General features: G+C 69.1%; 14 protein-coding genes. 8 read left to right on the top strand and 6 right to left on the bottom strand.

Annotated elements, in window-relative coordinates; genetic code table 11:
- Positions 1-2: 2 nt before the first annotated feature.
- The 3 genes from O5I81_RS09030 to O5I81_RS09040 form a co-directional block, all read right to left on the bottom strand.
- Positions 3-425 (bottom strand): type II toxin-antitoxin system VapC family toxin, encoded by a 423-nt coding sequence (locus O5I81_RS09030; RefSeq protein ID WP_271068611.1) that lies wholly within the window; start codon positions 423-425, stop codon positions 3-5.
- Positions 425-658: a type II toxin-antitoxin system Phd/YefM family antitoxin gene (locus O5I81_RS09035; protein ID WP_271068612.1), complete on the bottom strand. Its 234-nt coding sequence runs from the start codon at positions 656-658 to the stop codon at positions 425-427. Before O5I81_RS09035 ends, O5I81_RS09030 begins: the two co-directional genes overlap by 1 nt.
- A gap of 521 nt (positions 659-1,179) precedes the next feature.
- Positions 1,180-2,535 (bottom strand): DUF6880 family protein, encoded by a 1,356-nt coding sequence (locus tag O5I81_RS09040; protein WP_271068613.1) that lies wholly within the window; start codon positions 2,533-2,535, stop codon positions 1,180-1,182.
- Positions 2,536-2,579: 44 nt separating this feature from the next.
- Here O5I81_RS09040 and O5I81_RS09045 point away from each other — a divergent pair, with 44 nt between their 5' ends.
- Positions 2,580-3,359, top strand: coding sequence for an exodeoxyribonuclease III (locus tag O5I81_RS09045; RefSeq protein WP_271068614.1), 780 nt, complete (start codon positions 2,580-2,582; stop codon positions 3,357-3,359).
- A complete protein-coding gene (locus O5I81_RS09050; protein ID WP_271068615.1) occupies positions 3,359-3,850 on the top strand; it encodes a hypothetical protein in 492 nt (163 codons plus the stop codon). The genes O5I81_RS09045 and O5I81_RS09050 overlap by 1 nt, the downstream gene beginning before the upstream one ends.
- Positions 3,851-3,910: 60 nt before the next feature.
- Here the strand turns inward: O5I81_RS09050 and O5I81_RS09055 are convergent, their stop codons facing one another.
- A complete protein-coding gene (locus O5I81_RS09055; protein WP_271068616.1) occupies positions 3,911-4,369 on the bottom strand; it encodes a hypothetical protein in 459 nt (152 codons plus the stop codon).
- Between the two features lie 238 nt (positions 4,370-4,607).
- Here O5I81_RS09055 and O5I81_RS09060 point away from each other — a divergent pair, with 238 nt between their 5' ends.
- The 6 genes from O5I81_RS09060 (at position 4,608) to O5I81_RS09085 (ending at position 14,448) form a co-directional block, all read left to right on the top strand.
- Complete coding sequence (locus O5I81_RS09060) at positions 4,608-5,894, top strand: hypothetical protein (RefSeq protein ID WP_271068617.1); 1,287 nt, start codon at positions 4,608-4,610, stop codon at positions 5,892-5,894.
- A gap of 183 nt (positions 5,895-6,077) precedes the next feature.
- Entirely contained in the window at positions 6,078-6,350 is a 273-nt protein-coding gene (locus O5I81_RS09065) for a succinate dehydrogenase assembly factor 2 (protein ID WP_271068618.1), read from the top strand.
- Complete coding sequence (gene mfd / locus O5I81_RS09070; RefSeq protein WP_271068619.1) at positions 6,340-9,807, top strand: transcription-repair coupling factor; 3,468 nt, start codon at positions 6,340-6,342, stop codon at positions 9,805-9,807. The genes O5I81_RS09065 and mfd overlap by 11 nt, the downstream gene beginning before the upstream one ends.
- Positions 9,808-10,074: 267 nt before the next feature.
- On the top strand, positions 10,075-10,524 hold the full coding sequence (locus tag O5I81_RS09075; protein WP_271068620.1) for a (2Fe-2S)-binding protein: 450 nt from the start codon (positions 10,075-10,077) through the stop codon (positions 10,522-10,524).
- A gap of 14 nt (positions 10,525-10,538) precedes the next feature.
- Positions 10,539-12,665, top strand: coding sequence for a molybdopterin cofactor-binding domain-containing protein (locus O5I81_RS09080; RefSeq protein WP_271068621.1), 2,127 nt, complete (start codon positions 10,539-10,541; stop codon positions 12,663-12,665).
- Between the two features lie 55 nt (positions 12,666-12,720).
- Positions 12,721-14,448, top strand: coding sequence for an alkaline phosphatase family protein (locus tag O5I81_RS09085; protein ID WP_271068622.1), 1,728 nt, complete (start codon positions 12,721-12,723; stop codon positions 14,446-14,448).
- On the opposite strand, the gene O5I81_RS09090 is transcribed toward O5I81_RS09085, so the two are convergent.
- Together O5I81_RS09090 and hemB are read right to left on the bottom strand one after the other, a co-directional pair.
- A complete protein-coding gene (locus O5I81_RS09090) occupies positions 14,442-15,434 on the bottom strand; it encodes a pyridoxamine 5'-phosphate oxidase family protein (protein ID WP_271068623.1) in 993 nt (330 codons plus the stop codon). The two genes, O5I81_RS09085 and O5I81_RS09090, sit on opposite strands and share 7 nt — an antisense overlap.
- A 54-nt stretch (positions 15,435-15,488) precedes the next feature.
- Complete coding sequence (gene hemB / locus O5I81_RS09095; RefSeq protein ID WP_271068624.1) at positions 15,489-16,505, bottom strand: porphobilinogen synthase; 1,017 nt, start codon at positions 16,503-16,505, stop codon at positions 15,489-15,491.
- Between the last annotated feature and the right edge of the window lie 25 nt (positions 16,506-16,530).

Below are 16,530 nucleotides of genomic sequence, written 5' to 3' on the forward strand. Positions count from 1 at the left end.
GATCAGACCAGGTGCGCTGGAAGGCCAAGGGCCAGAGCCGCGCCCGCCAGAGGACGATCCATCGTGCAAAGTTCGGCGCCGTGCTCGGCCGCGATGGCGAGGTGGAGGGCGTCGGGGCCGCGCAGGGCCAGGTCCTCGCGGTCAGAATAGCGGGCCGCTACCGTGAACGCGGTCGTGGAGATCGGCAAACTCAGCAAGGACCCGGCGACAAGGGCCGCATAGGCGCTGGCGGCCTGGCCCCGCTCGGCGGCATCGATCTGACCGGTTCGCAGCTTCATCGACAGTGCGGAGGACACCTCCGTCGTGACCCAGAGGCTGATGGCCAGTTCGTCTGTCAGATGCATCGACAGCCAACCTCGTGCGTCAGGCGTGTGCGCCTCGTTGGTGATCAAGGCGACGATCAGCGAGGTATCGAGGTAGAACATCAGTAGCGATAGTCGTCACGCATCCGGCGGATGAAATCGCCGCTGCTTTCCGTCTGAGGCGTCATCTTGTCGGTCATCGCCTTCAAGGCGTCGAGGTCGATCGGCTTTCGCGGCGATTGAGGCGGCGTCAGTTCGGCGACCACCTTGCCACGGCGCATGATGGAGATGCGTTCGCCGTTCTCGGCGCGCTCGACCAGAGCGCTCAGGTGCGCCTTGGCCTCTGCGAGGTTCACCCTTGTCATCATGGCCTCCTGACCAAGTTGTTGGTCACTTTTATCATGCTGGCGCGCGGGCCGCCATTATCGAAGCGGCCGACCATCATACCACGGGCACGCAGACCTACAGTCAGGGGCGGGATTCTTTCGCCGGCGGCCGAAAAGCCTGGCGGCGTGGGCTTTGGCGTGGGTCGGGGCGCTGTGGGCGTAGGCCTTGGCGTAGGTCGGGCGTAGGTCGGAGCGCGGCGATTGTAGGCTGGGATGAGGTATCGGTGGCCTACGCGGCGCCTGATTGCGACAGCGAGGAGCTCTTGAGGGCGATAGTTTTACCCGGTGAAAATTATGGGGCGCCGTAAGGGGCTGATCTTGTTCTGGAAATCTGTTGGGTGGGGACGTGATCGCCGCGCATGGCGACGGGTGTTTGCGTCATACGTCTGGGGCGGCGTTCATGTCCCCGGTCAGCGCCGGCCGGGGACATGAACGCCGCTTCAGGCGATTAGGCTGGTCTTCGCACGGGGTGCGCGGCGATCACGTCCCCCCTAGAAGCGGCGGAAGGGCTCGATTTTCTTCAGGAAGTCCTGGTGAGTCCCGAAGCCCTGGTGGTCGGCGATCTGGGGTTCGAGGGAGGCCGCCTCCAGCAGCCAGCGCTGGGCCGAGCCGTAGCGTTCGTGGCGGCGCCAGCGGGCGGTGTCCTCGATCATGGCGCGCAGGGCCAGGGCGGCGGCCAGAGGGTGTCGCGCCTCCAGCAGGCGGGCGGCGGGTTCGAGCAGGTCGACGGCGTCGCCCTTCAGGTCGGCGGTGCGGGTCAGGACGAGGCGGGCGGCCTCGGCGGCATTGGGCCATTCGACGAAGAAGCGCAGGGCCATGGCGGCGTTGGGGAAGACGCGGGCGTAAGCCATGGCCCGGTCCTCGGCCTCGACGTCGTCGAAGTCGCCCAGGCGCTTGAGGTGGGCGCGCAGCAAGTCGGCGTCGAGGCGGTCCTCGAAGCCGGCCCAGCGGATCTCCTGGGCCTCGGCGTCGCGGCCGTCGGCTTCGAGGGCGGCCAGCCAGCCGCGCTCCCAGTCGGCCGTGCTGCGGGTGCGGGGACCGGGGGAGGGGCGGGCGCGGTCGAGGGCCGCGAAGGCTTCGGCGGTGCGGCCGGCGGCGAGCAGGCGGGAGGCGATGTGGGCCCCGACCAGCGGCTCCTGCAGCTCCTTGGGGGTCCAGGTGGCGATGAAGCCCTCGACGTCGCCTTGCGCGTCGGCGATCTGCTGCACGGCGCGGCGCAGGGTCAGGCTGGTGCGGGCCCGGCGGTTGATGGCCCCGGTCAGCTTTTCGCGCAGCGCCCACATGGCCGGGTCGTCCAGCGCCGGCAGGACGGCGGCGACGATGCCGCTCATCAGCCCTTCGGTGTCGGCTGTGAGCATCTCGAAGACCCGGTCGGCCAACCCGCCCGGCTGGGCCTTGGCGGCCACGGCCAGAGGCCCGAGGTCCTGCACGGCGGTCGTGAACACGGCCGCGACCTCGCCCTTGGAGTCGTCGATGCGGTCCATGACCGGGTCGGCCAGGGCCAGCAGGCGCCAGAGCAGTTCCAGGGCCACGAAGGGGTTGAGCTCGGCCATCGGGCCGGCGATGGCGGCGCGCAGCTGTTTCAATTCGCGGACGAACTCGGCGTAGCGGCGCCAGGTGATGCGGGTGCGCTTCTCGGCGATGGAGGCGAGGCGCTTGTCGATCTCGTTGGCGAGATCGTCGGGCCCGGCCTCGCCGGCCAGCTCCAGCCGCAGCCGGCGCTTGATCGCCGCCTGGCCCTCGGTGATCTCCATCATCAGGGCGGCCAGCCGTTCGGCCCCCAGCCGCTCGAGATTGGCGAGGTTGAGGGTCTTCTTCGAGCCGGAGCGTTTGGCGGGCGCCTTCATGGGGTTGTGGATACCTTGCGTCGGCGGCGCGTTGGAAGCGCGTCGTGAAGCTCGCCACCTTCAACATCAACGGGATCAACAGCCGGCTGGACCATCTGCTCCAATGGCTGGACGAGGCGCGGCCCGATGTCGCCTGCCTGCAGGAGATCAAGGTGACGGACGACCGCTTCCCGTTTGAGGCGCTGGAGCGGGCCGGATACGGGGCGGTGGTGAAGGGGCAGAAGACCTGGCACGGGGTGGCCATCCTGGCGCGCGGGGCCGAACCGGTGGTGACACGGCGGAGCCTGCCGGGCGATCCGTCGGACAGCGAGGCGCGCTACATCGAGGCGGCGGTGGACGGGGTGCTGGTCGGCTGCCTCTACCTGCCCAACGGCAATCCCTGGCCGGGGCCGAGGTTCGACTACAAGCAGGCCTGGTTCGGGCGGTTCAATGCCCATGCGCAGGCGTTGCTCGACAGCGGTCATCCGGTGGCGCTGATCGGAGACTACAACGTCGTGCCGACCGACGCCGACATCTACAACCCGGCCAGCTGGCGCAGGAACGCCCTGCTGCAGCCGGAGCCGCGCGCGGCCTATGCCGAGCTGCTGGGGCAGGGGTGGACCGACGCGCTGGCGGCCCTCTATCCGGACGATCCGCAGTGGACGTTCTGGACCAACCTGCGGAACCGCTGGGCGAACGACAAGGGCATGCGGATCGATCACCTGCTGCTAAGCTCGGGCCTTGCGGAGCGCCTTGTCGATGGGGGCGTTGATCGTGATGTGCGCGGCCGGCCCGGCGCCAGCGACCACGCGCCGGTCTGGATCGAGCTGGAGGATATCGAATGATGCGTATCGCCCCCGGATTGCTGGCGCTCAGCCTGGCCCTGACGCCGATAGCCGCCGCGACGGTCCCGGCGGATGCGGCCGCCGCGACCCCCAAGCGCACCGTTCCGCGCCTTGTCGGCGCCGTCACGCCGGGCAACGCCGCCCGCTACACGACCTTCATTGCGGACCGGCTGGACCAGGTGGTCGCCCTGCGCCTGAGCGTGACCCCTGGCTCGGACGGCGACTTCAAGGCGTCGAACTATCTGGCCCAGGTCAGCGGCGACCTGTTCATGGTCTTCAAGCGCGCGGGGGCGACAGAGGGCGGCATCGAGGTGGTGCTGCCGAAGGGCGAGGCCCGGCTGGTCGGCGGGGCCTATGTGGTCGAGGGCTTCTTTGTCGTGCGAAGCGGCGGCATGCATCAGGGCACACTGTCCTACGGGCTGGAGCGGATGGACCCCCGCATCGCGACGGCTGGCGGGGCGGTGGTCAGGGATATGCCGGTCGGGCCCTGACACCCATCTGTCACGGGTGGTTGCCGATGATCCGCCAACCCCGTTCCTCTCAGGGGCGGTTCAGCCGGACGCCTTGGCGCGCCGCGCCTGGACCCGCTCGCGCCAATCGCGCTCGATGGAGCGCACCGGCCTGATGGTGGGCTTGTCCTGCTTCGTCGGGGCGCAAACGACGCGGATGACATCCTCGCCGTAGGTCCCGGGTACCGTGGCCTTCCACTGGCCGGAAACCGCAACCTCGTCGGTCGCGCGCTTGATCGGATAGGTCACGTCGGACAGCGAGAGGCTCATGTGACGTTTGCAGTCGAACGCCACCCGCTCGGTCTGTTGCATTTTGGAGCGGTCGCCGTCGCGCGGCGGCAGGGCCAGACTGGAATGGACGAGGGCGTGCCGCTGCTCCGGCAAACTCGTTGTCTCGACATCACTGACGATGATCAGGGCGTCGTCCGTGGCGGTCGCGATGAGCTGCTTGCCGCACCCGACGAGCAGCAGTGACATCGCCGCAATCCGAATGACTTTCATCCGCGCCTCCCAACAATTGTGAGGTTCGCACGCAGAAATTGCAGCTCGATTAAGGGATAATCTTGGGGCGCTGTAGAGGCTTCCACGCGCGGCTGTGCGGCTGCGGGCTGATCGCCACGGAAATCCACATAGTGTCCCAGGATTATCCTCCCCGGATTTGCCGCCGTATTCCCCCTTTATGCGGCATGGACCGCCGTTCTTGCGTTGGTAGGAAGCAAGCCAGATGGGAGCGTCGGTTATGGCCTGGGGTCTAGGATTGCGGATTTTGGCGATAGGGCTTAGCCTTCTTGCCGCCCCGGCCTTCGCCCAGGTTCAGCCCACCCCCGACGGTTGGCGTCCCGACCAGGCGGCCGCCAGGACTGAAGCCTTCATCGACGAGCAACTGGCGCTCTTCGCCAATCCGCCGGCGGGCGAGAACCGATATATCATTCTCAGCCGGGTCCGGATGCTGCGTCCCGACGACCCTACGGTGAAGCGGGAATTCCAGGAGGGCCCGGAAAGGGGCGACCCCGTCGCCTGGCTGGCCGAGGCGGCGCGCCTGACCCGAACATCCGATGTCCCCAGCCGCATCCGAGCGGTTTATCTCGCCGACCAGGCCCTGCGCGCCGATCCCACCAATGTCCAGGCCCGGCTCATGCGGGCGAGGGCGCTCACGAACCTCAACATGGGCAAGCTTTCCGCGCTGGCTTGGGACGACGCGACACAGGCCCTGGCCGCCGATCCCACGTTGCACCGCGCCCATCTGGTCCGCGCCATCCTGTTTCTCCGGGGCAACGGCCTCAACGAAGCCCTGACGGAGCTGAACGCCGCCATCGCGCTGGCGCCCCGGGAAGCCGACTATCGCGCCCTGCGCGGCGAGACCCTGCTGGCCTTGGGACGACATCAGCCGGCGATCGATGATTTCACCGTGGCGCTCGGCGCCAGGCCCAACGACGGGGCCATCCTGCTGAATCGCGCCGGGGCCTATTTCAAGGCCAGGCGCCTTCCGCTCGCCCTCGCGGATCTTGAAGCCCTCGAGCGGCTGAAGCCCCAGTCTATTGAAGTCCAAGGTCTCTTGATCGAGGTTCTGGATGCGTCGGGCCGAAAGGCCGACGCTGACGCCCGCCACCTGGCGGTGATCGCCCGGGACGAGGCCGGAGTGCGCAAGAACCGGTATCTCGCCCAGCGAACCTCGCCCGCGCTCGTCAAGGCGGCGGCGGAGAAGCGGGCCCGAGATGCGTTCCAGTCTTTCGTCAACGACTACTCACCGGCGGAGTATTCCTACGAAAGCCTGATCTACCGGATGCAACATGCCGGCGATGCGCGTGATCCCGCGAAGGAACGCGGCATCCTGCTCGGCATGGCCAATGACGTGGACCGCCTCGCCAAGTCGGCTTTCCGAAAGGGCAGCGCCCTGTCGAAGTCGCCCGACTTTCAATATCTGGGCCCGGAACTGTCGCTCAAGCTTGTCGAGTACCTGGCCGCTGTGGTGAGAATCCAGGACGGAATGAGCCGCATTGGTCCGGCCCTGCGTAACCCGGATTAGGTTGCACGGAGCAGGAATTTCCATCCTTGGGCACCGGGCTCAGTCCAACAGTCTTCCGAAATCCGGTTCGGGTGTGAGCGCACAGCCCTTCGAGCGACAGGCGGACCGGTAGACCGTAAGGGCGGCCGCTGTCGATTGTCCCTAGCCCCCACCTTTCCTCCGCCCTATATCCCGCCGCTCTGCATGGATGACGCTCGCCTGAAACGCTTGCGGATACGCGCCTGGCGGCGTGGTTTCCGGGAAATGGACCTTATTCTGGGGCCCTTCGCGGATCAGCACGCCCAGAGTCTGGACGAAGCCGAACTGGCCGCCTTCGAGGCGTTGCTGCTGGCCGACGATCAGGATGTCTACGGCTGGATCATCGGGCGGGAACCTCCGGCGCCCGAGCACGATACCTCCCTGATGAAGAAACTGCAGGCTTTCGACCCCAGCCAGGGCATCGACCGTGGCGCGTGATGGCGACCTGAAGACCATCGCCAGGGCCGAGGGCCGGCTGGAGCTGACGTCGGCGCCGGAGGGCTTCGACGCCCTGGTGATGGCCGATCTGCTGCGGGCCCGGGGCGGGCCGGCGCTGTTCGTGGCCCGGGACGGCACGCGGGCCGAGGCCTTCATCGGGGCCATGGCCTTCTTCGCGCCGGAGATCGAGGTCGTCCACTTCCCCAGCTGGGACTGCCTGCCCTACGACCGGGTCGGGCCGGCTGCGTCGGTCGCCGCCCAGCGCATGGCCACCCTCTCGCGGCTGGCGGCCGGGGTGGATGCCAAAAAGCCGCTGCTGCTGGTCGCGGCCATGGCCGGGGCCATGCAGCGGGTTCCGCCGCGCGCCTCGGTGATCGAGGCCAGCTATTCGACCCGGCCCGGCGCGACGGTGAAGATCGAGGACCTCGAGCGCTATTTCGCGGTCAACGGCTACCATCGGGCTTCCACTGTCTCTGAGCGCGGCGAGTTCGCGATCCGGGGCGGGGTCATCGACGTCTTCCCGCCGGCCGGCGAGGAGCCGGTGCGGCTCGACCTGTTCGGCGACACGCTGGAATCGATCCGCGCCTTCGATCCGGAGACGCAACGGTCGACGAAGCAGCTGCACGACATCCGCCTGCTGCCGGTCAGCGAGGCCCTGCTCGACAAGGACGCGGTGGCCCGCTTCCGCAAGGGCTATGTCGGCGAGTTCGGCGCGCCGGGGCAGGACGCCCTCTATGAGGCGGTCCGCGAGGGTGGGCGCCGGGCCGGGATGGAGCACTGGCTGCCGCTGTTCTACCCGCGGCTGGAAACGCTGTTCGACTACCTGCCGGACGAGGCGCTGATCGCCTTCGACCACCAGGCGCTGGAGGCGCGCGAGGAGCGGCTGGCCGTCATCAACGACGCCTACGAGGCCCGCGCCGACGCCCAGCGCAAGGACAGCTATCGGCCGCTGAAGCCGGACGCGCTGTACCTGACGGCCCAGGAATTCGACGGGCTGATGAGCCTGCGGCCCACCCGCTGGTTCACGCCGTTCCAGCGCGACGGCGCGGCGGTCATCGACATGGGCGCGCGGCAGGGACGGACCTTCGCCGCCGAGCGGCAGCAGGACAGCGTCAACCTGTTCGAGGCCACCGCCGCCCACGCCAAGGCCCTGTCGGAGGCCGGCAAGCGGGTGCTGTTCGCCAGCTGGTCGGACGGCAGTTCCGAACGCCTCGGCAGCATGCTGGCCGATCACGGCATGAAGAAGCTGCCGGTCGCCAAATACTGGCAGGCGGCCAAGGCCAACGATCCCAAGGTCCCGCAGCGGGTGGTGCTGCCGCTGGAGCATGGGTTCGAGACCGACAACCTGGCGGTCATCAGCGAGACCGACATCCTCGGTGACCGCCTGGCCCGGCCGCGCAAGAAGCGCCGCGCCGCCAACTTCCTGGCCGAGGCCAGCGCCCTGACGCCCGGCGATCTGGTCGTCCACATCGACCACGGCATCGGCCGCTACGAAGGCCTCAAGACGCTGGAGGTGCAGCAGGCGCCGCACGACTGCCTGGAGCTGCAGTACGGCGGCGAGGCCAAGCTCTACCTGCCGGTCGAGAACATCGACCTGCTCACCCGCTACGGCGCCGAGGGCGACGGGGTGCAGCTGGACAAGCTGGGCGGGGCCGCCTGGCAGTCGCGCAAGTCGAAGGCCAAGGAGCGGCTGCGGGTCATGGCCGAGGGCCTGATCGCCATCGCCGCCGCGCGCGCCACCAAGTCGGTCGAGGAGACCGATCCGCCGTCCGGCCTGTTCGACGAGTTCTGCGCCCGCTTCCCCTACGAGGAGACGGACGACCAGCTCAATGCCATCGCCGATGTGCTGACCGATCTGGGCTCCGGCAAGCCAATGGACCGGCTGATCTGCGGCGACGTCGGCTTCGGCAAGACCGAGGTGGCGCTGCGCGCGGCCTTCGTCATGGCCATGAGCGGCAAGCAGGTGGCGGTGGTCTGCCCGACCACCCTGCTGGCCCGCCAGCACTTCAAGACCTTCACCGAGCGCTTCCAGGGCTGGCCGGTCAAGATCCGCCGGCTGTCGCGCCTGGCGCCCGCCGCCGAGGCCGCCGAGACCCGCGAGGGGCTGGCCAACGGCGAGTTCGAGATCGTCGTCGGCACCCATGCGGTGCTGAGCAAGCTGGTCAGCTTCAAGGACCTGGGGCTGGTCATCGTCGACGAGGAGCAGCACTTCGGGGTCAAGCACAAGGAGAAGCTCAAGGAGCTTCGCGCCGACGTGCACATGCTGACCCTGACCGCGACGCCGATCCCGCGCACCCTGCAGATGGCGCTGAGCGGCATCCGCGAGATGTCGATTATCGCCACGCCGCCGGTCGATAGGCTGGCGGTGCGGACCTACGTCATGCCGTGGGACGAGGTGAGCCTGCGCGAGGCCCTGCTGCGCGAGAAGTATCGCGGCGGCCAGAGCTATTTCGTCACCCCGCGCATCAAGGACCTGCCGGATCTGGAGAAGTTCCTGCGCGTCTCGGTGCCCGAGGTGAAGTTCGTGGTCGGCCATGGCCAGATGGCCCCGACCCAGCTCGAGGAGGTGATGACCGCCTTCTACGACGGGCAGTACGACGTGCTGCTGTCGACGACGATCGTCGAGAGCGGGCTGGATATCCCTTCGGCCAACACGATGATCATCCACCGGGCCGACATGTTCGGCCTGAGCCAGCTGTACCAGCTGCGGGGACGGGTCGGGCGGTCGAAGGCGCGGGCCTACGCCTATATGACGACGCCGGTCGAGAAGACCCTGACCCTGTCGGCCGAGAAGCGGCTGCAGGTGCTGCAGAGCCTCGACAGCCTGGGGGCGGGCTTCCAGCTGGCCAGCCACGACCTCGACATTCGCGGCGGCGGCAACCTGCTGGGCGACGAGCAGAGCGGCCATATCCGCGAGATCGGGGTCGAGCTGTACCAGCAGATGCTGGAGGAGGCGGTGGCGGCGCTGAAGGAGCGGGCGGGCGAGGATTCGCTCAGTGACCGTGGCTGGTCGCCGGCCATCAACACCGGCGCCGCCGTGCTGATCCCGGAAGAGTATGTGCCGGACCTCAACGTCCGCCTGTCGCTGTACCGTCGCCTGTCGGAGGCCGAGAAGTCGGCCGACCGCGAGGCGCTTGCCGCCGAACTGATCGACCGCTTCGGGCCCTTGCCGCCGGAGACCGACAGCCTGCTGAAGGTCGTCGCGATCAAGGGGCTGTGCCGCGAGGCGAATGTGTCGAAGATCGATGTCGGGCCGAAGGGCGCGGTGATCCAGTTCCGGAACGACGTGTTCGAGAACCCCGGGGCGCTGGTGGGGCATATCGCCAAGAACGGCGCCGTCTGGCGGCTGCGTCCGGACCAGAAGATCGTCGTGCAGGGCGAATGGGCGACGCCGGCGGCGCGGCTGGATGCGGCGGAGAAGGTGTTGAGCGTGTTGGCGAGGCTGGCGAGGGCCTAAATCCTCCTTCGGCAGGCCGAAGGCCTGACGGGGGAGGGGGACCGCCCGCGCAGCGGGTGGTGGAGGGGGCAGCGCCGGCCGTTGCAGTTGCCATGAACGCGGTTGCCACAGCCGGGCCAGAACGCACTTCTTCCTGACAAGCCGGCGCTGCCCCCTCCACCACGACCTACGGTCGCGGTCCCCCTCCCCCGTGACTTCGTCCCGGAGGAGGATTTAGTTGCCGCGTCGTCCCGCCACACCCTACCATCGCCGCAGGAGGCCCTCGCCATGACCAAGCTGACCGTGAACGGCAAACCGGTGACCGTGGCCTCCGAGCCGGACACGCCGCTGCTCTGGGTGCTGCGCGACGAGCTCGACCTCAAGGGCGCCAAGTACGGTTGCGGCATCGCCCAGTGCGGGGCCTGCACGGTGCTGGTCTCCGGCCAGCCGGTGCGGTCCTGCAGTCTGCCGGTCGGCGACATCGCCGGGGCCGAGATCACCACCATCGAGGGGCTGGCCAAGGATGACCCCGTGCAGAAGGCCTGGATCGATATCCAGGTCCCGCAATGCGGCTTCTGCCAGCCGGGCCAGATCATGAGCGCCAAGGGGCTGCTGGCCGAGAACCCCAAGCCCGACGACGCCGCCATCGATGCGGGCATGGCCGGCAACCTCTGTCGCTGCGGCACCTATCTGCGCATCCGCGCCGCCATCAAGGCGGCCAGCGGCCAGGCCGCGTGAGAGGAGATCCAGCCATGAACGCTCCCCTCAACCGCCGCGCCTTCCTCGCCACCAGCGGCGCCTTCACCGTCAGCTTTGTCGTCACCCCGCCGGCCGGGGCCCAGAACGGAACCGCCGCCGCCTGGACCGCCTATCTGGTCATCGGCGCGGACGGCCGCATCCTGCTGCATTCCCCGACCACCGAGATGGGGCAGGGGACCCATACCGCCCACGCCGCCATCATCGCCGACGAGATCGGCGTGCCGCTGGCCTGGGTCAGCGTCGACACTCCCGAACCGTCCGACCCGTTCCGGCGCGGCGGCCAGATGGGCTCGGGCGGCAGCCAGGGCGTGCGCGCCTGGTGGGACGCCCTGCGCAAGGTCGGGGCCTCGGCCCGCCAGAGCCTGATCGAGGCGGCCGCCGCCAAGGCCAAGGTCCCGGCCGCCGAGGTTACCATCGTCGATGGCAGGCTGCTGCGGGCCGGCAAACCGCTGATGCCGCTCGGCGAGGCGGCGAAGCTGGCGGCCGCCAGCCCGGCCGTCGAGGGCGTTCCCAAGGACCCCAAGAGCTACACCATCGTCGGCAAATCGACCCCGCGGGTCGATATCCCGGCCAAGGTGCGCGGCGAGCCGATCTTCTCGTCCGATTTCACCCTGCCGGGCATGGTCTACGCCTGCGCCGTGCTGTCGCCGGTCTGGACCGGCAAGGTCGCCAAGCTGAATGACGCGCCGGCCCTGGCCGTCAAGGGCGTGACGCGGGTCGTGGCCTTCGACGGCGGCGCGGCGGTGGTGGCGAAAACCCAGTGGGCGGCCATGAAGGGCGCCCAGGCGCTGGAGGTCTCCTGGGCCTCGACGGCCTATGACGGGCTCAGCTCCGACGCCATCTCGGCGGCCATGCTGACGGGCCTGGACAAGGACGCCGAGGCCATCGTCGCCCGCAACGACGCGGGCGTGCCCGCCGCCCTGGCCGGCGCCGCCAAGGTGGTCGAGGCCGACTACGAGGTGCCCTACATCGCCCACACCCCGATGGAGCCCTGGTCGGTGACCATCGCCCCGACCGCCGACGGCGGGCTTGAACTGTGGGGACCGTTCCAGACCCAGGACCGCAACCGGGGCACCGCAGCCAAGGCCGCCGGCCTGCCGGTCGAAAAGGTCAAGCTGCACACCCTGATGCTGGGCGGCGGCTTCGGGCGGCGGCTGGGGGATGACGGCATCCCGGCGGCTGTCGCCGTGGCCATGGCTCTCAAGACGCCGGTCAAGGTCTTCTGGCGGCGCGAGGACGAGATCGGCCAGGGCTGGTATCGCCCCGCACAGGTCGCCCGCATGAAGGCGGCGCTGGGCAAGGACGGCAAGCTGACCGCCTTCCACATCCGCACGGCCGGCCCCTCGATGCGCGACAGCTTCGCGCCCGGCGGCCTGCCCAAGGGCCAGATCGACGGCTCCTCGGTGCAGATCCTGCCCGACATCCTCTACAGGTTCCCGGCCTACAGGATCGACTGGGTGCGGGTCGATCAGGTCATCCCCATGGCCCCCTGGCGGTCGGTCGGGGCCACACAGAACGGCTATTTTGTCGAGAGCTTCCTCGACGAGGTGGCGCTGGCGGCCGGCAAGGACCCGGTGCAGCTGCGCCGCGAGCTGCTGGCCGACAATCCGCGCGCCCTGAAGGTCATCGACGCCGCCGCCGAGGCCGGCGACTGGGGCAAGGCCCTGCCGAAGGGGCGGGCGCGGGGCTTCGCCTTCGTCTACAGCTTCGCCAGCCTTTGCGCCCATGTGGTCGAGGCCAGCCTGGATGGCGGCGTCGTCACCGTCCACAAGGTGACCTGCGTCATCGACTGCGCCCGCGTCGTCACCCCGGACGGGGCCCGCAACCAGATGGAGGGCGGTATCGTCCAGGGGCTGTCCACGGCCTTGTTCGAAGGCATCGAGGTGGCGAACGGCTCCTGCCAAAACCGCAACTTCGACGGCTACCGGATCATGCGGATGAACGAGGCGCCGAAGGTCATCGAGACCATTTTCATCGAAAACGACGAGCCGGTGCTTGGCGGCATCGGCGAGCCCGGCCTGCCGCCGGCGACCCCGGCGCTGGTCAATGCGCTGGCGAAACTGACCGGCAAGCCGATCCGCAAGCTGCCGATCTCGGCGGTGCTTGACCAAGCGTCGTGAAAATGTCGGCGGGGCGCCCTATGAGGACGCTCCGCATCGTTGTTCAGGTAGGTCCATGACGCTTCGTCACTGGTCCGGCGCCCTCGCCGGCCTTTCCGTCCTCGCCGTCGCCGGCGTCTCCCAGGCCGCCGACCCCAGGCCGGTTCCGAAGCTGGTGGTGGTGATCAGCGTCGACCAGTTCAGTTCCAACCTCTTCAACCAGTACCGCAGCCGCTATGTCGGCGGGCTGCGCACCCTGGCCGACCAGGGCCTGGTGCATATCAACGGCTACCAGACCCATTCGGGAACCGAGACCTGCCCGGGCCACTCGACCATCCTGACCGGCAAGCATCCCAACAAGACCGGCATCCCGGCCAATGACTGGCTCGACCCGGTCACCGGCAAGAGCGTCTACTGCTTCAGCGCCCCGGCCAACCGGCTGGCGGGCGGCCTGACCGGGGGCAACGGCCCGGTCGGTCCCGACAACATGAGGGCCACGACCCTTGGCGACTGGATGAAGGACGGCGGCGCGGGCGGCCGGGTCTTCGCCATCTCCGGCAAGGACCGCGGCGCCATCGCCATGGCAGGCCACAAGGGCGACGGCGTCTTCTGGTGGCGCGAGGGCTTCGGCTTCACGACCTACGTCGAGCCCGGCCAGAGTGACGAGGCGCGGCTGGCGCCGGTCAAGGCCATCAACGCCGACCTCAAGGCCCGCTACGAGGGCAAGCCGGCCTCCTGGACCTACCAGAACGACTATTGCCGCACGCTCGAGGCCGACTACCAGATCGCCGGCCAGACCTGGCACAGCCAGGTGCCGCCGGCCAAGGTGCAGTTCGACAACACCCCGCTGCTCGACGAGGTCACCGTCGAAGGCGCCATCCGTCTGATCGATGAGCAGAAGCTGGGCGCCGGCGCGGCCACCGACGTGCTGGCCGTCAGCCTGTCGGCCACCGACCGCATCGGCCACGGCTTCGGCACCCAGGGGCCGGAGATGTGCGAACAGCAGTTCCGCCTCGACGCCGCGCTCGGCAAGCTGCTCGAGGCCGCGAAGGCTGCACCCGGCGGGGCGCTGGTGGTGCTGACCGCCGACCATGGCGGCTCCGACTTCTCCGAGCGCCAGGCCGAGCGTGGCTATCCTGAGGCCCGGCGCTACGACCCCGAGGTGCTGGCGCAACTGAACATGGCCCTCAAGGCCCAGTTCAAGCTGACGGCCAATCCGGTGATCTTCGACGGCAGCGGCCTCTACGTCGTCGATGACCGCAATGTGCGCCTGCCTGAGCCCCTGCGGTCGAAGATCGCCAGGGCGGCCGCCGACTGGCTGGCGACGAAGTCCGGCATCGCCGCCGCCTACACCCTTGATGAGTTGCTCGCGGTTCCGCTGCGGCCCGGCCTGTCGCCGGAGGATGTGAGCGTCAAGGAACGCGCCGCGATGAGCGCTGTCGCTGGCCGCTCGCCGGACGTCATCGTCATTCTCGCGCCGGGGGTTTCGCCGCTGCAGGCCCGGCTGGGCGGCGCCCTGAGCACCCACGGCAGCCCCTGGGACTACGACCGCCGCGTGCCGATCCTGTTCTGGTGGTCGGGCGGACAGGGGCAGGAGCGCTTCTATCCCATCGAGACCACCGACATCGGCCCGACGCTGGCGCATCTGATCGGGGTGAGGCCGCCGGCCGACATCGACGGTCGCTGCATCGACCTGGGCGGTTTCGCGGTGGACGCCTGTCCGCAGCGGGCCGAGCCGCCGCCGGTCGCGGCGCCGAAGAAGCAGGGCTGGCTGCGCTGGCCGTTTGGCGGCAAGGATCAGTAGAGATCGGTCTTGTAATTGCTCTGCAGGCCACCGTGGACCAGGTCGCGCTTGACGGCCAGCCGCAGCAGGGTGGCCTCGACGCCCTTGATCTTGTTAAGCTTGATGTGGGCGACCAGCGCCGCCGCCGGGTCGATCCCAGAGGCCGGAGGGCCGTTCCACAGTCCGGCCCGCTCCAGCGCCCGGCTTGAGGCGAGCGTCGGGCTGTCCGTCTCGATGACGGTGGCCAGGATCGGCGTCTTGCCGTCGACCACGAAGGCCTGGCGTATGTCGTCATCGGCGGTGAGCACGGCCCGGCCGCGCAGCACCGCCGCTTGGCCGCTGCCCGGTGCGATGGCGAAGGCGGCGACCCGGGGCTGTTCGATGATGTTGCGGTAGCCGAAGGCCAGCCGGTTGCCCGGCCGCTCGGCCAGGGTGGCGCGGCCGTCCCGCATCCGCACCAGCAGGCCGGCGGGATCGCCCTTGGGGCTGACATCGGCCTGGCCGCCCCGGTCCATGGTGACCAAGGCCAGGAAGCGGCAGGCGTCCATGAAGGCGTCAGGATCGGTGGGCGCCGCCGGTTCGCCGCCGGTCCAGAATTCGGAGCGGATCAAGGCCTTGGCGCAGTGGACGAAGCATTCCTCGACGGCGATCTCCACCGCCGTCTCGCTGACCGCCGAGATCCTGCCATTGGCCCGCAAGGTCTCGCCGACGCCGGGGGCGAGGAACAGCAGGCCGGCCCCGACGCCGACCTCGAGGCCGCCCGGGTTGTCGATGGCGTCCAGCGGGATGGAGACCCCGGCCCGGGTGGGCGTCACGAACCCGGCCGGTCCGCCCGCCGCTGTCGCCGTCGGCCCGTCCTCGCCGCCGATGCCCAGGAAGACGAACGGCGAGGCGGCGATCCAGCCGGTCGCCGTTTCGTCGAGATGGTCGATGATCTTCATCTTCACGCCGAGGCCGGCGACGCCGATGCGATCCTCCAGCGCCTTGACCGAGGTGATCGTTTCCATGGCCGTCCTTCCCGAATGCTCGGGCAGCATGGCCTACTTAATATTGAATCTCAACTAGCCGCGCAGCATCTTCGCCACGCGCGGCGCGAAGTAGGTGATGATCCCGGCGCAGCCGGCCCGCTTGAAGGCGCCCAGGCTCTCGAGGATGGCCCGCTCCTCGTCGATCCAGCCGTTCTGGGCGGCGGCCATGATCATCGCGTACTCGCCGCTCACCTGGAAGGCGAAGGTCGGCATGGCGAATTCGTCGACCAGCCGGCGGGCGATGTCGAGGTAGGGCATGCCCGGCTTGACCATGACCATGTCGGCGCCCTCGGCGATGTCGAGGGCGACCTCGCGGATGGCCTCCTCGGTGTTGGCCGGGTCCATCTGGTAGGTCTTCTTGTCGCCGGGGTTGGCGACGTCGCCGCTGCCCAGCTTCCCGGAGCCGATGGCGTCGCGGTAGGGACCGTAGAAGGCCGAGGCGTACTTGGCGGCGTAGGACATGATCATAACGTCCTGCAGGCCCTCGGCCTCCAGCGCCGCGCGGATCGCCCCGACCCGGCCGTCCATCATGTCCGAGGGAGCGAGGATATCGCAGCCAGCCCGGGCCTGGACCAGGGCCTGCTCGACCAGACGCTCGATGGTGGCGTCGTTGACGACGCGGCCGTCCTTCAGCACGCCGTCGTGGCCGTGGGTGGTGAAGGGATCGAGCGCCACGTCGCACATGATGCCGACCTCGGGGGCGGCGGCCTTCATGGCCTTGATCGCCCGGCAGATGACCCCGTCTTCCTCGGCCGCCAGGCTGCCCTCGGCGTCCTTCCGGGCCCCGTCGATGTGGGGGAAGATGGCGATGCATGGGATGCCCAGCTCGCGGGCTGCAATGGCCGCCTTGGCCGCTTCGGCGATGCTCAGGCGGTCGACGCCCGGCATCGAGGCGACGGGAATCCGACCCTCGCCCTCATGCACCACCATCGACCAGATCAGGTCGGAGGGCTGCAGCGAAGTCTCGCGCACCATGCGGCGGGACCAGTCGGCCTGGCGCAGGCGGCGCAAACGGGTGGCGGGGTAGGCGGCGAGGGGCGGAACGGTCATGGGCGCGGTGTCGCGCAACGGGCAG

The organism is Caulobacter sp. NIBR1757 (assembly GCF_027912495.1).
In the GTDB taxonomy this organism is placed as follows: Bacteria; Pseudomonadota; Alphaproteobacteria; order Caulobacterales; family Caulobacteraceae; genus Caulobacter.

Coding starts and splice junctions, on each gene's coding strand:
- O5I81_RS09030 (WP_271068611.1), bottom strand. CDS start 425: ATGTTCTACCTCGATACCTCGCTGATCGTCGCCTTGATCACCAACGAG.
- O5I81_RS09040 (WP_271068613.1), bottom strand. CDS start 2,535: ATGAAGGCGCCCGCCAAACGCTCCGGCTCGAAGAAGACCCTCAACCTC.
- O5I81_RS09050 (WP_271068615.1), top strand. CDS start 3,359: ATGCGTATCGCCCCCGGATTGCTGGCGCTCAGCCTGGCCCTGACGCCG.
- O5I81_RS09055 (WP_271068616.1), bottom strand. CDS start 4,369: ATGAAAGTCATTCGGATTGCGGCGATGTCACTGCTGCTCGTCGGGTGC.
- O5I81_RS09060 (WP_271068617.1), top strand. CDS start 4,608: ATGGCCTGGGGTCTAGGATTGCGGATTTTGGCGATAGGGCTTAGCCTT.
- O5I81_RS09065 (WP_271068618.1), top strand. CDS start 6,078: ATGGATGACGCTCGCCTGAAACGCTTGCGGATACGCGCCTGGCGGCGT.
- O5I81_RS09075 (WP_271068620.1), top strand. CDS start 10,075: ATGACCAAGCTGACCGTGAACGGCAAACCGGTGACCGTGGCCTCCGAG.
- O5I81_RS09080 (WP_271068621.1), top strand. CDS start 10,539: ATGAACGCTCCCCTCAACCGCCGCGCCTTCCTCGCCACCAGCGGCGCC.
- O5I81_RS09085 (WP_271068622.1), top strand. CDS start 12,721: ATGACGCTTCGTCACTGGTCCGGCGCCCTCGCCGGCCTTTCCGTCCTC.
- O5I81_RS09090 (WP_271068623.1), bottom strand. CDS start 15,434: ATGGAAACGATCACCTCGGTCAAGGCGCTGGAGGATCGCATCGGCGTC.
- hemB (WP_271068624.1), bottom strand. CDS start 16,505: ATGACCGTTCCGCCCCTCGCCGCCTACCCCGCCACCCGTTTGCGCCGC.